Source organism: Pseudomonas sp. BRG-100, from assembly GCF_000737955.1.
In the GTDB taxonomy this organism is placed as follows: Bacteria; Pseudomonadota; Gammaproteobacteria; order Pseudomonadales; family Pseudomonadaceae; genus Aquipseudomonas; species Aquipseudomonas synxantha_A.
Map to the genome: position 1 here is coordinate 2,475,869 of NZ_JPRX01000001.1, position 13,723 is coordinate 2,489,591.

General features: G+C 58.7%; 16 protein-coding genes. 5 read left to right on the plus strand and 11 right to left on the minus strand.

The features are described from left to right. The first annotated feature begins 78 nt into the window (after positions 1–78). From JH25_RS16270 to JH25_RS16255, 5 genes are read left to right on the plus strand one after another with little or no spacing between them, the layout of a single operon-like run. A complete protein-coding gene (locus JH25_RS16270; protein ID WP_032878012.1) occupies positions 79–294 on the plus strand; it encodes a hypothetical protein in 216 nt (71 codons plus the stop codon). Further along, the gene (locus tag JH25_RS16265) at positions 295–687 is read left to right on the plus strand and encodes a hypothetical protein (protein ID WP_032878013.1); all 393 of its coding nucleotides are present in this window, start codon (positions 295–297) and stop codon (positions 685–687) included. Positions 688–701: 14 nt separating this feature from the next. After that, positions 702–2,828: a type III secretion system outer membrane ring subunit SctC gene (gene sctC / locus JH25_RS16260; protein WP_032878014.1), complete on the plus strand. Its 2,127-nt coding sequence runs from the start codon at positions 702–704 to the stop codon at positions 2,826–2,828. After that, positions 2,825–3,028 (plus strand): HrpT family type III secretion system protein, encoded by a 204-nt coding sequence (hrpT, locus tag JH25_RS29055; RefSeq protein ID WP_081883307.1) that lies wholly within the window; start codon positions 2,825–2,827, stop codon positions 3,026–3,028. The genes sctC and hrpT overlap by 4 nt, the downstream gene beginning before the upstream one ends. Next, entirely contained in the window at positions 3,025–3,390 is a 366-nt protein-coding gene (locus JH25_RS16255; RefSeq protein WP_032878015.1) for a hypothetical protein, read from the plus strand. Before hrpT ends, JH25_RS16255 begins: the two co-directional genes overlap by 4 nt. On the opposite strand, the gene sctU is transcribed toward JH25_RS16255, so the two are convergent. From sctU to JH25_RS16200, 11 genes are read right to left on the minus strand one after another with little or no spacing between them, the layout of a single operon-like run. After that, positions 3,391–4,488: a type III secretion system export apparatus subunit SctU gene (sctU, locus tag JH25_RS16250; RefSeq protein ID WP_032878016.1), complete on the minus strand. Its 1,098-nt coding sequence runs from the start codon at positions 4,486–4,488 to the stop codon at positions 3,391–3,393. It abuts the gene before it with no gap. Then, positions 4,485–5,273: a type III secretion system export apparatus subunit SctT gene (sctT, locus tag JH25_RS16245; protein ID WP_032878018.1), complete on the minus strand. Its 789-nt coding sequence runs from the start codon at positions 5,271–5,273 to the stop codon at positions 4,485–4,487. The genes sctU and sctT overlap by 4 nt, the downstream gene beginning before the upstream one ends. A gap of 10 nt (positions 5,274–5,283) precedes the next feature. Further along, positions 5,284–5,547, minus strand: a complete 264-nt coding sequence (sctS, locus tag JH25_RS16240; RefSeq protein WP_014716816.1) for a type III secretion system export apparatus subunit SctS — start codon at positions 5,545–5,547, stop codon at positions 5,284–5,286. A 7-nt stretch (positions 5,548–5,554) separates the two neighbouring features. Next, positions 5,555–6,208, minus strand: a complete 654-nt coding sequence (gene sctR, locus JH25_RS16235) for a type III secretion system export apparatus subunit SctR (RefSeq protein WP_032878019.1) — start codon at positions 6,206–6,208, stop codon at positions 5,555–5,557. Then, positions 6,205–7,218: a FliM/FliN family flagellar motor switch protein gene (locus tag JH25_RS16230; protein ID WP_032878020.1), complete on the minus strand. Its 1,014-nt coding sequence runs from the start codon at positions 7,216–7,218 to the stop codon at positions 6,205–6,207. The genes sctR and JH25_RS16230 overlap by 4 nt, the downstream gene beginning before the upstream one ends. Next, positions 7,215–7,673 (minus strand): type III secretion system HrpP C-terminal domain-containing protein, encoded by a 459-nt coding sequence (locus JH25_RS16225; RefSeq protein ID WP_032878022.1) that lies wholly within the window; start codon positions 7,671–7,673, stop codon positions 7,215–7,217. The genes JH25_RS16230 and JH25_RS16225 overlap by 4 nt, the downstream gene beginning before the upstream one ends. Further along, complete coding sequence (sctO, locus tag JH25_RS16220; protein ID WP_032878023.1) at positions 7,670–8,098, minus strand: type III secretion system stalk subunit SctO; 429 nt, start codon at positions 8,096–8,098, stop codon at positions 7,670–7,672. Before sctO ends, JH25_RS16225 begins: the two co-directional genes overlap by 4 nt. Then, positions 8,085–9,443, minus strand: coding sequence for a FliI/YscN family ATPase (locus JH25_RS16215; protein ID WP_005784571.1), 1,359 nt, complete (start codon positions 9,441–9,443; stop codon positions 8,085–8,087). Before JH25_RS16215 ends, sctO begins: the two co-directional genes overlap by 14 nt. After that, a complete protein-coding gene (locus tag JH25_RS16210) occupies positions 9,440–10,345 on the minus strand; it encodes an FHA domain-containing protein (protein ID WP_032881120.1) in 906 nt (301 codons plus the stop codon). Before JH25_RS16210 ends, JH25_RS16215 begins: the two co-directional genes overlap by 4 nt. A 37-nt stretch (positions 10,346–10,382) precedes the next feature. Beyond that, positions 10,383–12,476 (minus strand): type III secretion system export apparatus subunit SctV, encoded by a 2,094-nt coding sequence (gene sctV / locus JH25_RS16205; protein ID WP_032878025.1) that lies wholly within the window; start codon positions 12,474–12,476, stop codon positions 10,383–10,385. After that, a complete protein-coding gene (locus tag JH25_RS16200; RefSeq protein ID WP_032878026.1) occupies positions 12,473–13,537 on the minus strand; it encodes a TyeA family type III secretion system gatekeeper subunit in 1,065 nt (354 codons plus the stop codon). Before JH25_RS16200 ends, sctV begins: the two co-directional genes overlap by 4 nt. Positions 13,538–13,723: the final 186 nt, after the last annotated feature.

Genomic DNA, 13,723 nt, shown 5'->3' on the forward strand with positions numbered 1-13,723 from the left:
ACAGAGACTTTATTTATATTCTCCACTCAGAACTAACTGTTTAAATTCACCCATCAACATAGCTATCAGAGGGAAATCATGGATTTTTTCAAAGAGCTGACTCATTCGATTGCCAGAAATAAAACTTCTACATACAAAGAGTTCAAGTCCGGTTTTGAAGAAAGCCTGGCGGCCGAAGACAGCGAGCGGTTTCACAATTTAGTAACGCGCAGAGAGGTCACCTTTGCGCTTTATAGTGAGCACGGTAAAACGGTCAATCAGATGCTCAAAACAACCATTGAAAGTTTTCAGTAAATGAAAGCGCTCGTGGGTGACTGGTTGAGCGGCAGGGAGGAAAAAATCGCCATATTTGAAGGTGACGACGAAGTCACCTTGCGACGTCAGGGCGACGCCGTTTTATTGAGTGTTCAACTGACCTCAGCGGTGACAGATAACTCAGCCTTGCAAGGCTGGCTGCGCCTGGGTGCTGCCAGCTTGAACCATTTTCAGGGTGCATTGGCTCAAAAAGCTGACACAGGTGCGCTATGGCTGATTCAACGTCTGCGCACCGACCGTGGTGAAGCCCACGTACTGAATTGCCTCGAGACCCTGCTGAACCAACGTGACACATGGCGCGCCATCGTTGCGCGTCTTGCTCGTCCAGCCCAAAACCTCAAACCCACCCCGCTACGTTCACGCGCGTACTAATCAGAGAACTGTCTATGCCTAACAAGACCCATAAGGGCGGCCGCTTGTGCCTTGACTCGCCTGATGCTTCATTCAAAAGAGCCCATTGGCGGAATGTGTTCCTGTTTTCCTGGCTGCTGGTTTCAACTCAAAGCGCGGTGGCGGCGATCCCCGCCGAATGGAAGAACACCGCCTATGCTTATGAAGCCGAGCATAAGCCAGTCCGGGACGTGCTCGACGACTTCGCCCAAACCTTCGGTACGCAACTGCAAATCGAGGGCCTGCTGGAGGGCACCGTCAACGGCAAGATACGCGCCAATACCCCACAATCCTTGCTCGACCGGCTGGGAGTAGAACATCGCTTCCAATGGTATCTGTACAACAACACACTCTACATCAGCACCCTGGACCAGCAAGAGTCCGCGCGCCTGGAGGTTTCCTCTGAGACCATTGCCGACCTCAAGCAGGCGCTCACTGATATTGGCCTGCTCGATAGTCGCTTCGGCTGGGGTGAGTTGCCCGAGGATGGCGTCGTGCTCGTCTCCGGACCTCGGCGCTATATCGAACAAATCAAGCAGTTCAGCAGCCAACGCCGCACCGTGGATGAAAAACAGACGGTGCTGAGCTTCCCGCTGAAGTTCGCCAATGCCGCTGATCGTCAAGTGGATTACCGCGGCCAGAAGCTGACCATTGCCGGTGTTTCCAGCATTGTGCAAGGGCTGCTGGAGCCCCGTTCAAATCCGATCTCCTCGGTGCTGAGCCAGCGCCCTTCCTCACAGCCCTCGCCTATTGCGCCGAATGTTCCCCGCTTGAGCAATCCCATGCTGGGGCAGATACTCGGTACAAACAGCAACACCATGCCATTGGATATTGGCGCCACACTCCCCCCGCGTGCACCGATACCCAGCAGCCGGATTCGCGTCGAAGCCGACATTCGCAATAACGCAGTCCTGATCTATGACCTGCCAGAGCGCCAGGCCATGTACCGCGAGTTGATCGCACAACTCGATGTGGCGCGCAAACTGGTGGAGATCGACACGATCATTCTGGATATCGAGCGTACGCAGTTGGATGAGTTCGGCGTGAACTGGGGGTTTCAGAACAGCCGGTTCCGTGCAGGTTCGTCATCCCAACAGTTGTCGCTTGAGAATCGCGAACGTTTCTATGCCGACATACGCGCCCTGGAAGCCAAGGGGCTGGCGACGATGGTTTCCAACCCGTCCGTGCTCACCCTGGAAAACCAGCCGGCGGTGATCGACTTCAACCGCACTCAATACCTGACACCTGGTCGGCAGAACGCAACCATCTTGCCGGTCACCGTGGGGACCAGCGTTCAGGTCATACCCCGCGTCATCACCAGCCGCGGCAGCCATCAGATTCACTTGGTCGTGGATATCGAGGACGGCACGTTCGACGAATCCAACCCCAACCGTAACCTCAGGGACCTGGATGTTCGCCGCGGTAACGTCAGCACCCAGGCAGTCATGGCGGAAAAGCGCTCTATGGTTGTAGGCGGCTTCCACGTCACGGAAAGCACCGACAGGCAAAGCAAGGTGCCACTGCTGGGTGATATCCCGTTGCTGGGCAAGGCGCTGTTCTCTTCCAGCGAAAGGCAGAACAATCGGCGTGAACGCCTGTTTATCATCACGCCGCGCGTCATCGGCGACCAGGCCGATCCGTCTCGCTATTTACCCCAGGCAGATCAGGCCCAATTGCAGGCGGCGCTGGCACCGCTGGCCAGGCGTAACGCCCCTCACCAGCCGGTGATCAAGCGTAGCGACGTGATCAGTACCCTGGCGCACCTGGTGACTGGGCAAGTGCCCAAGGCCTTCAAGTTGGCGCCAATGCCCGTGGGGTTGAACACGCTGTGCAGCACCCGCGACCTGCTCGCACTGAGTACCGAGCGCAGCCAATGGTATGCAGGCCCTGAGTACAACGTTGCAGTCGTAGTACTACGCAACCAGTTCAACCGCAATGTGCGCATCGATGAAAAAGAATGCAGCAACTCGCAAACGCTTGCCGTCACCGTGTGGCCACACGCCTGGTTGAAACCGGGAGAGGAAGCCGAGGTATTTATTGCCATGCGTCCGGTGGTGAAGGATGAACACCTCAGCGTACCGCGCCCCACCTTGATTACGCCATCTCAAAAGGTTCGCCCATGAAACATCAATTGTTGTGCGTCACTCTGATCGGTACGGCGCTGCTTGTCAGCGCTTGCACCCCCACGTGCAAAGGCGACTCCTGCTCACGTCCCCAATCGACCGCACAAAAGATGGTGATCTGGTGGCCATCTCACATGCGCGTCGAGCCCGGCCCTTCCGGGGAGCGAGCGGATTACCAGACGATATCGCTGGAACGATGAGCATCAAGGAAATACCCGACGAACCACGCCAGGTATTTCTGGAGAACCTGGTGAGCGGCGCTGCCACTCACCAGGTTCTCACTCGCGGCATCGAGGTGCGCGCGCTCAACGCGGGTAATCACCCTGGACTGGCCTTGCACATCATTCGCGAAGCGTTGCAAGCCGGGCAACTACAACGCGTATTGCAGCGCCGCTTTGAGCAGGCACAGGTGTTTGATGGCTGTTTTATCTATCTCGATACCCAGGGCGCCTTGGTGATCTGGCACGCCTTGCCCTCCTCCCACTGCAATCCGGGCAGGATCCTCAGCAGGATGCTCTCGCTGGCCAATCTCAGCGCTCTGGACCCAGGCTCCAGTCGCTGATCAGCGCTGATCAAGCTCAGGCAATTCCAGCGTTTCGCGCTTGGCTTCGTCATCCAGCTCGCGCAAGGTGCGGTAGATCAACGCTACGGCCTGCAAGGTCTCGCGAGGAATGCTTGCACCCAGCTGCTTGGTATAGATCGTGCGGGCCAGCCACACACATTGAATCACCGGGACCTCGGCGACCTTTGCGCGCGCGATCAGTTTTCGCGCTTCGTCGTCCGTGCCCTTGCTGATCAGCAGGGGCAAAGGCGTCTCGCCTGGGCGGTAGTACAGCGCGACTGCAAAGTGCGTCGGGTTGACCACCAACATGTCGGCTTCTTCCAGCTTGGGCAGCTTGACCTTCGGCTCCTCTTGCGCCAATTCCTGCGCCAACTGGCGGCGCTGGCCTTTCACATGGGGGTCGCCCTCCATGTCCTTGTACTCTTTGACGACCTCAACCTGTGTCATGCGCATACGCTTGGCGAAGAAGTGCTTTTGCAAAGTCAGATCGATCAGCGCCAACACCAGCAACAGCCCCAGGCAGGCATGCAGCAGGTGACGGAACAACGCGATCAGCGCCAGCAGATAGCTCTGCAGGTCGCTGTTGGCAAGGTTAATCAACGCCCCCAACGCGGGCCAGACCACCACGTACACAATCAGGCCCAGTAGGAACGCTTTGGCGATGCTCATCAGCAGATTCATTAACGACTGGGCAGAGAACATCTGCTTGATCTGGCTGATAGGGTTGAGGCGATTGAAATCCATCTTCAGCGTGTCCGGCGCGAACAGCAGGCCGAACTGCATCCAACTGGCAATCAGCTTCGCGGCAATCGCAAGCCCGGCCATCAACAGAGAGAACGAGAAAAACATCACCAGGCCCTCCACCAGCACTTCTTCCAGCACCCGTGCAAACGGCTGGCCCAAGCGTGATATCGGCAACACCAGCAGTTGCTGAAAGCGTTGCAAGCTGGTTTCGGCAGTGAACAAAGCGACCTCACTGATAGCCGTCAGCGCCAGCAGCTTGCTCACATCCTGGCTCTGCGCAACCTGACCTTTCTTACGTTGGTCACGCAGCTTCTTGGCGGACGCCGGATGCTTTTTTTCCCCCGAATCACTCACGGCGCCGAGACCTTGAACAAAAGCCCCAGGTAGTGCTTAAGGCCACCCAGCTGGCTCATACGCCCGACAATAAGATCCTGTAACAGTGCGAAGTACAGCAACAAAATACCGATTCCCGCCAGGCACTTGACCGGCGGAGCCAAGGTACTCACTTGCAATTGCTGGCTGTAGACCCCCAGTAACGCGATACCGAACTCCAACAGCAACAGCACGGCAATAAAGGGCGCGGCATAAAGCATCATGTGCATGAATGTGTCACTGAGCAGCCCAACAAATACGCTCATGCCATTAGCTGCTGGAAGCGGAAACCACACGGTGGGTGGCCAGATCAGGTAACTGTCCCAGATCACCTGGGTGAGTGCGCCCAACCCCAGCATGGCCATCAGCAAGTAAATCGCCAGTTGCTTGAACATGTGCCCGATCGGCGTCGCGTCCGGCCCCAGTGACGGGTTAAGTTGGCCACCGGCCAAGGCTCCACGCTGGTTGTCCAGCAGCGCTCCCACCGACTCGAACATCCAGAACGGCATCGCCAACAACACCCCCAGCAGCAACCCCAACGCTACCTCCTTGAGCATCAGCGCACCGAGCATCAATGCTGAATAGTCCTGCCCTGCCAAAGCAGCATGAATACCTGGAGCGGGCAACAACGCCATGACCATCACGATGGTGTGTCGGGGCAGGCCGCGCACATGTTGAAAACAAAACGCCGCTACCAGGATGCCACAGGGGTAGATACGCGCCATGCCGATCAACAGGCTGGGGAGATACTCAAGATAAAGCAGCACAGGCAACGCCTTAGTTCAGGGCCGAACGGCCGATCATTTCAAACGTCAGGTTGATCAGCTGGATCAACTCCACGCCAATCCATCGGCCCGTGAGGATCAATGTGACACCCACCGCCACTAGTTTGATACCAAAGGGTAATGTCTGGTCCTGGATCTGCATCAGCGCTTGTACCAAAGAGGTCAGCACCCCCACCACCACCGCCACGATCAGCGGCGGTGCAGACAGTACAACCACCAGCAACATGCCCTGCTTGAACAGCACGATAGGTTCCATACGCCACTCAGAGATAGGAAAGGAACAGACTGTCGAGCAACCGCGACCAGCCAGACACCAGCACAAACAGCAGCAGCTTGAGCGGCAGGGAAATGGTCATCGGCGAGACCATCTGCATACCCAACGCCAGCAACAGGTTGGAAACAATAAGGTCGATCACAATGAAGGGAATGTAGATCAGGAAACCGATCTCGAACCCCGCCTGCAATTGCGAAAGCACAAAGGCCGGGATCAGCAGGATAAGATCCTCACGCTGTACCTCCTGAGCTATTTTCGCAGGCCACAGACGTGCGGTATTGTCCAGCAGATGGGTCAGCACATCCGGGTCCACATTACGCAACATGAATGCACGCAAGGGGTTGATGGCCTCATTGCCGGTATGCAGAAACGTTTGCACGTTGCTCATGTCCAGAGGCGACGCCTTGATATTCTCGGCGATTTCGTACCCCACCGGCGCCATGATGAACAAGGTAGCCGCCAGAGCGATTCCGTTGATGGCCATGCTCGGAGGTACTTGCTGTACGCCGATGGCATTGCGGGTAATCATCAGCACAATCACGATTTTCAAGAAGGCTGTGCAGACCACCAACAGCATGGGCATCAACGACAGCGCGCCCAGAAATATCGCCAGGACGATCGGGTCCAGCCCTTGAAGTATCATCGACCGAACACCACTCGGGACAACTGCAACCCAAGGCGCCCGTCAACTTCCACCAACTGCCCCTGGCCGATGGGCCGATCGCCATAAAACAGACCCGCCATGCCTGGGGCAAAGCCGGTAATGCCCAGTACCGAGCCGGGCACGAGGTTACGCAACTCCCCCAGGGTCAGGTTCAGTGTTCCGCAGCGTACGCTCAGCGTCATGCTCAATTCATCGAACGGCTCGGGGCCGAATACGTCCATTACGGGTTCATCGTCTTCATGCCCCGAGTGATGAGGTACATCTAAATCTTCGTCCACAGACACGTCCTCGATAGAAGTAAGAGTGAAACGTAACCACCCGGTGTCATCGTCAATGCCGCCATGCAGGCGCTCTCTGCCGACCGACACATAGCCGCTGCCCCGGGCCTGGAAAAAGGTCTGTTCAAGCACCAGCACATCGCCAGCTCGCAGACTGCCGGCCTGTACAATCGGTAACCGTAACCGCCCAAGGGTCACGGCAATTGCCAGTTGAAACGACAACGGCAGCGGCGCAGCCGTGGCCCGCCAGGCCCCCGCCTCGTACAACGCCAAAAAGCTTTCGGGGCTCAACCACACATAACCCTCAACCCACGATGCCCCCAGGGTCACGGTGAGGCGACAGCCAAAGCCTTTTGGTCGCCCGGTGTGTAGCAATCGCACATAACCCAACAGCGCTCGCACTTCGGGGCTCAGGTAATACTGAAACAACGTCCAGAACCAGGAATCCGGTTCGTTGTCGGCCCCTGCAAGGGTCACCGGACATTCACCCAGCAGGCTAAGCAACGGCCCCGCCTTAGCGAGCGCCAGCACACCGCACTGCGTGTCGAAGCACACCACGTCACCGCCAACAGGCGCACGTCCAGGCTCAAGCCGCAATTCACCGGCCTGACCCGCAACATGGAACGGCAGGTACAGGCCGCGGCCCAGCTGGCGGCGCGCGGCAACCCCGTCGCTCTTGATCGAAGGTAATGTCAGTAGCGGTACGATCATGGGTTGCCGACGCTTGGCAGAAGCAGGCTGACCGGCAGACCCAGCGCTTGCGTAAAACGGTCCTCACACTGTTGCCGTACGCCGCTGAGCCAGCGGGCCGTGGCGTCGTGTTCCGCTTCCAATTCAATGGCCCAGCCGCTCTGCTCTCGGCGCACGCTGGCGTTGATCCGTCCCAGGCGTGGCAAGTACAACACTGCCTGCAACGGCCACTGCGAACCGGCCAACACACGAGGCGTCAGTTGTTCGGCCAGCGCCTCGATCATGGCAATACCGGCCGCAGATTTTCTTCGCGACAAGGAGGCGCTCGTCCCTGCGCCCTCCCCATCACCCGCAAACAACCGCGTAAACAGTCGCCCTTGTTCCCACGCAACCATGCCCGCTGCTCCCGAGTCACGCTCTTCGCGGGGCTCACGCAGGGGGGGTCGTTCGGTGGGTTTATTCGCAACCTGGGTCATGTCGGCTCCTGTGCAAGCAAAAGTGATAGCTCCTGTAACTTTTCCACCTGCCGCAGGCATTCGGTGGCTTGCCTCTGGGCACTGCCAACGTGGTGTTCCTTTTCTTGCCGTTGGTTGCGCAGCGCCTCAAGCTGCCCCTCTTCGCGCTGGGTACTGGCGGATAAGGAGCGCTCCTGTGCGTTCCAGGATTTCAGGCCCGCCAAGGTCAAGAGCTGGCCCTGGTGCTGACTGAGCAACTCAGCACTTTGCCGGGCTTGCTCCTGCCGAGTGTGTTCAAGTGCATCCTGGGCCTGCTGGATATGCGCGAGCAGGGCCTGCTGCGCACGCTTGGCCTCACGCAGGGCACGTTCGGCACGATCAGCCCTGTGCCTGCGCAGGCAACGCAGCATCTGCACTTCACCGTGCAGCACATCAGAAGGGGACATAGGTCGTCAGCTCCTTGAGTTGCTCCAGCGTGACGGCCATCGGTGTCGGCTCACGCAAATCCTGGCGCAGGAAACCGTCCACCGCCTGGCGACTGTTCACGGCCAGGTCCGTCAACGCATCGCTGCCAGGCTGGTACTCGCCCAGCTTGAGCATCAACTCGATCTGCTGGTACGCCGATAACAACCGTCGCAACGCCGTGCCCGCCTGAATATCCTCTGGCGCCGCAACGTTGCTCAATATTCGTGAAAGGCTCGCCAACACATCCACCGCCGGATAGTGCCCACGCTCAGCCAATTTGCGCGACAGCACGATATGGCCGTCGAGCAATGAACGTACTTCATCGGCCACCGGATCGTTCATGGAGTCCTGCTCAATCAGCACTGTGTAGATCGCTGTGATCACGCCGTCACGGGTCAACCCGGCGCGCTCCACCAAGCGCGGCAGCAAGCTGTACACCGAAGGCGGCAGGCCTCCGCGCCCCAGGGGTTCGCCGGCAGCCAGGCCGATTTCACGCTGGGCCCTGGCGAAACGGGTCAGGGAATCGATCAGCAGCAACACCCGCTGGCCCTTGCGCCGAAAACCTTCAGCCAGAGCCGTGGCGGTAAAAGCGGCGCGGGCACGCTCCATGCTGGAGCGATCAGACGTGGCACACACCAGTACCGCTTTAGAGCGCAGTTGCTCATCGAGCTCATGGTCGAGAAACTCACGCAGCTCGCGCCCCCGCTCGCCGATCAAGCCGAACACGATGACATCGCATTCGACGTTACGGGCGATCTCGGCCAACAAGGTGGTTTTGCCACAACCGGCCCCGGCGAACAGACCGACACGCTGGCCTTCACCGAGCGTCATCAATCCATCGATGGACCGCACCCCGGTGGCCAGCGCACGGTTGATACGCGGCCGCTCGGTGGGCAAGGGCGCTTCACATAACACCGGGCTGGTATCCGGCAGTTCGGATTCGACAAATGCGCTGGCACCCTGGCCCGTAATCGGCCTTCCGAAACCGTCCAGAACCTGGCCCAGGAGCGCCTCGCTGACTTGCACTCTATGCGACACGCCCAGGCGCTCGACAGGCGCCCCCACGCGCACGCCTTCCAGGTTCCCAAGGGCACTGAGCACCGCATCCTGCTGATCAAAACCAATGATTTCAGCGAGCATGCAGTCACCCGGACCTTTTTCCACCTGGCACAAATCACCGATACGCGCCTGAGGCAGCCGGCACTGCAGCAGCATGCCGTTGACGCGCTGGATTCGCCCGCGCATGGACACCGGCGCAAAGCTGCCGAGCGCCTGGGCCTGGCGTTGCTGCCAGGCGTCCAGACGCGCTTGCTCGGAGGTACTCACCAGTGCACCTCGTAACGCTGTGCGCCATCAAAAACCACTTTGCTGTTGTCGATCAGCACCAGGCGCAAGCCGTCCACCTGATCCCCCAAAAAGAGCCGGCTACCCTCTTCCAGAACCACATGACCGTTAGGTCCGCCGACAATTTGCACGATCCTGAACGGCAAGGCGTCATCTCGCACACGTACACGACTGATCACCGGCACCATACTGTCGAATTGCTCACCAAAGCGGCTGAGCATCCGCGACACCAGCTCCACATCGTCCTGGGAAACATCGCCGTTGAGCACGACTTGACCGTTGATGACTTGCAGGTCGATCCGTTGGCTCAGCTCACGCTCGCCGAGCATTTTCAACAACTGCTGACGCACATCAAACGGTGAGGCCAATTCGTGTTTGCCAATCACCGATGGCATCAGGGAAGCCTGCGCGTCATGCTCCCCTGTCGAAACCATGCCCACCACTGCGATGACTACCGCCACCACCAGCATCAGGCTGATCAACCGCTTTTGCTGCGAGGGTGATATCGACGATAACGGCAGTGTCTGCACAGGTTGTTCCGGTGATGGCAATGCCGCAGATACCGGGGCCTCAGGCACAGGCTCAGGCCATGGATGATCTGCCAAGGCGACGCACAATCTCACGCTACCCACCAGAAAGGGCACGTTCAACGCCAGGCTCGGGATCTGCGCCAGGGCCTGGCCATCAGCCCCGTACACCAACTGCGCCTGGGCCTGCACCGACCAGTTAACGTCGCAAAACTGCAGCAGGGCATGATGCTCGGCGACCCCTGGATCGCTCAGCACCAGGTCAGCGTCCGGCTGGGCACCGATGCTCCATCGCTCGCCGAACAACGGCAACGCAGCGCCCTGGCGCAGCCCATCAAGCACGCGTAACTCATACATCATCGAGCCCTCCTTCGTACTGTCCATGGCTGCGAAATCATGCCGCTGCGCCACGCATCAATGCTTCCTGACCGAGGTCAATGCGCCCCAACACCTTGACCTTGGATGCGCTCCCCAACTCAGCGAAAGACAGCACCGGTACATGGTTGAACTCTTCGAGCAATAGAGTCCGCAAGGGGCTGCGCAAGTCCTGCGCCACCAACATCACGCTTTTGCTCTTGGCCCTCAAGGTAAAGGCCTGATTGAGCAGGTTGATAAACGCCGCGCTGTGATCCTGGTCCAACGCAAAGAACACCCCGGTCTGGGTTTGGCGCAGGGCTTCGCGCAGGATGTTTTCGCTTTGCGCAGACAACAGCCAGGCGTGCAGGCCGTCGGCCTCGCTGTACTGGTGATAGATCTGCGCCTTGAGAGCAATGCGTGCATAGTCGGCCAGGGCTTCCGGCTCACGCTCATGCTGTCCGTACTCGATCAGCGATTCGACAATCAGGCGCACCGCCCGCAGGGGGACACCTTCACTGGCCAGGCGCTGCAACACCGCAGAAAAACGCGACAGCGGCATGATGCGCTGCAGTTCCTGCACCAGTTCCGGCTGATTATGCTCAAGCCAACTCAGGATCGACTTGCTCTCCTGAATCCCCAGGAACTGTGGCCCGCTGAGCATCATCGCCTTTCGCATACGCTCCAGGATCAGGCTCGTGGCGGTGAAGCGCTCCAGTTGCGGATCATCAAGCAGCGGATCGTCAGGGGCCAACCAGAGCCAATCCTGTTCATCGCGCTCAGCCAACCCGGCGATGGCGTGCTCTGGCTCAACCTCAAGCGCCATGCGCTCAACGGCCATATGATTGACCACTGACGCCCTGACCATGGGGACTTCATGCACACAAAAGCGCATCTCATCGGGGGCCAGGGAGTCATCGAGCTCGACTTCGAACGGCGGCAATGTCAGGCCAATATTGGCGACCAGCGAATTTCGCGCCTGGCGAATCCCGTGAATCAGATTCGTCACTTCAGGCGTGCCACGCAGAACAGGGGAAAACTGCAACAGGTAAGGGCGCGACGGGTCAAAGCCGCGCAAGTCCTCTTTACCGTTCTCTTCAGGGCGAACGACTTCGGCGGCCTCGTTGGAAGGCCCTGCCTGGTGTTGACGCTGGCGCACCAGGTAGTAACCCACGCTGCCGGTGATCAGCGCGATCAGGATAAATACCAGGGTAGGCATGCCAGGGACCGCGGCAAACGCAAGCATTCCCACCGAGGCAATCACCCAACTCTTGGGCTCGCTGGTCATTTGCCGGGCAATTTCGACGCCCATGTTACTGACGCCTTTGCGTCCATCCGGCGCAACACGGGTGATGATCATGCCCGCAGTCAAAGAGATCAGCAGCGCCGGAATCTGTGCAATCAGGCCATCGCCGATCGTCAGTACCGAATACAACGCCATCGAATCGCCTGCGCTCAAGCCGTGCTGGAACATTCCTGTGGAGAAGCCGCCCAACAGGTTGACCACGACGATGATCAAGCCGGCGATGGCGTCGCCCTTGACGAACTTCATGGCCCCATCCATGGCCCCGAACAGTTGGCTCTCACGCGACAACTGCTCACGCTTGTCCCTCGCTTGCATGCCGTCAATCAGCCCTGCACGCAGATCGCTATCGATAGACATCTGTTTGCCCGGCATCGCATCCAGGCTGAACCGCGCCGCCACCTCGGCGACCCGCTCCGAGCCCTTGGTGATCACCAGGAAGTTGACCAGGGTCAGGATCAGAAAGATCACCATCCCTACCGCCAGGTTTCCCCCCACCACGAAATTGCCGAAGGCCTCGACGATGTCACCGGCGTCCTGTTCCAGCAGGATCAAGCGCGTGGTCGCAATCGACAGCGCCAAACGAAACATGGTGGTCAGCAACAGGATCGATGGGAACGATGAGAACGCCAGAGGGCCTGGTAGATAAAGCGCCAGTACGATCAACAGGCAAGATATGCAGATATTGAGCGCAATCAGAATATCTACCAGCCAGGTCGGCAGTGGCACGATAAAGATAAAGACAATGGCCATGACCACCACGGCGCCCAGCACTTCTGCGCGCTGTGCCACTTTGAGCAGCAAGCCGTTGATGGTCGACAGCAGGGTCACGTCATAACCCCGGCCAACTCAGGAAAACGCTGGGTACCACCGTCGATCCGGTTCAGCTCGTCCATCACCGCTACAAACCTGAACAAGGTTTCCTCGCGGACTCTACTGTCAGACCATAAGGCCAACGGTAACTGCCGGATAAGAGGGTAAAGCGCGTTGAGAGCTGCCAGTTGCCTGGAGGGCGAACCACTCCCCATCTCATTCCCTAACCGCAGGATTTCATCGGCGGCGATGCCGCTATCGGCGTATCCAAGCAGGCGCTGCAGCAGGGAAACGGCGTCATGATCGATGCCCAGTCGCAGGTTGAACGCCAGGCAATCGGCCAATACGGTGCCCAACTGCCCACAACTTCGCAGGCCCAGCAGCACAGAACGCAACAGTGGGGTGGGCATCGATGACACCCGGGCCGCGATATCGTCTGCCAAGGCTTTACGCATCACATTGAGCCCTTCATAGAAGCGCTCGCCGCCGTATACGCCCAGCAGGGCTTGCATCATGGTCGCCAGCGATTGGCGCGTGACCACGCTGGCATAGTAGAGCGCGCGGAGCGCCTGGCGTTCCTGCGGGTCCGCGCCGGCTGCTTGCAATGCTACGGCAATGTTCAGGCCAGCCTGGATTTCTCCCTTGAAACGCGCCTCGAATTTGGCAATGGCTGCGCGGGCCAAGGCAGCCTCGGATTTACGCAGATCAGCGTCCGCCTGGCCTGCCACGTGCTTGAGGACCACGAACGCACGCGCCGGGTCGCCGCCTGTGAGGTCGAGCAATTTGTCGACGCTGGCGTTTTGCAGTAACTGCATCCTGATGCGGCGAGAAACCGAGGCCATGCTCGCCTGGGCCGGATGCCCCAACTGGTCATAAAGCTGCACCAGTTGTTCCGCAGCAGGCACGCGCTGGGCCATCTGCCGCTGGGCCAGCGGAAGTTTATTGAGCTCTACTTCCTGATTGAACAGTTGGGCCAGTTCATCAACACCCTTCGCAGGCGCAGGCACGGCAGTATTGCTGATAACAGGTTGATCCAGGCGTTGGACCGTTGGCACATCGTTGCGCGATTCGACTTTCATGGACAGGCCAGTTCAGGAAGAGTGTGTCTCTGTGTGGCAAAGCCTCCCCATACGGTTCCATTGAAATTCGAGACGACGGCACGTTTGAAAATACTTGCACGGACCTCTAATCCTCACGTGCAAAAGCCTGCGTAAAAAAGCATCAATTCAAGATATTTATATATATAAATTAAGTAGTTACGTGAT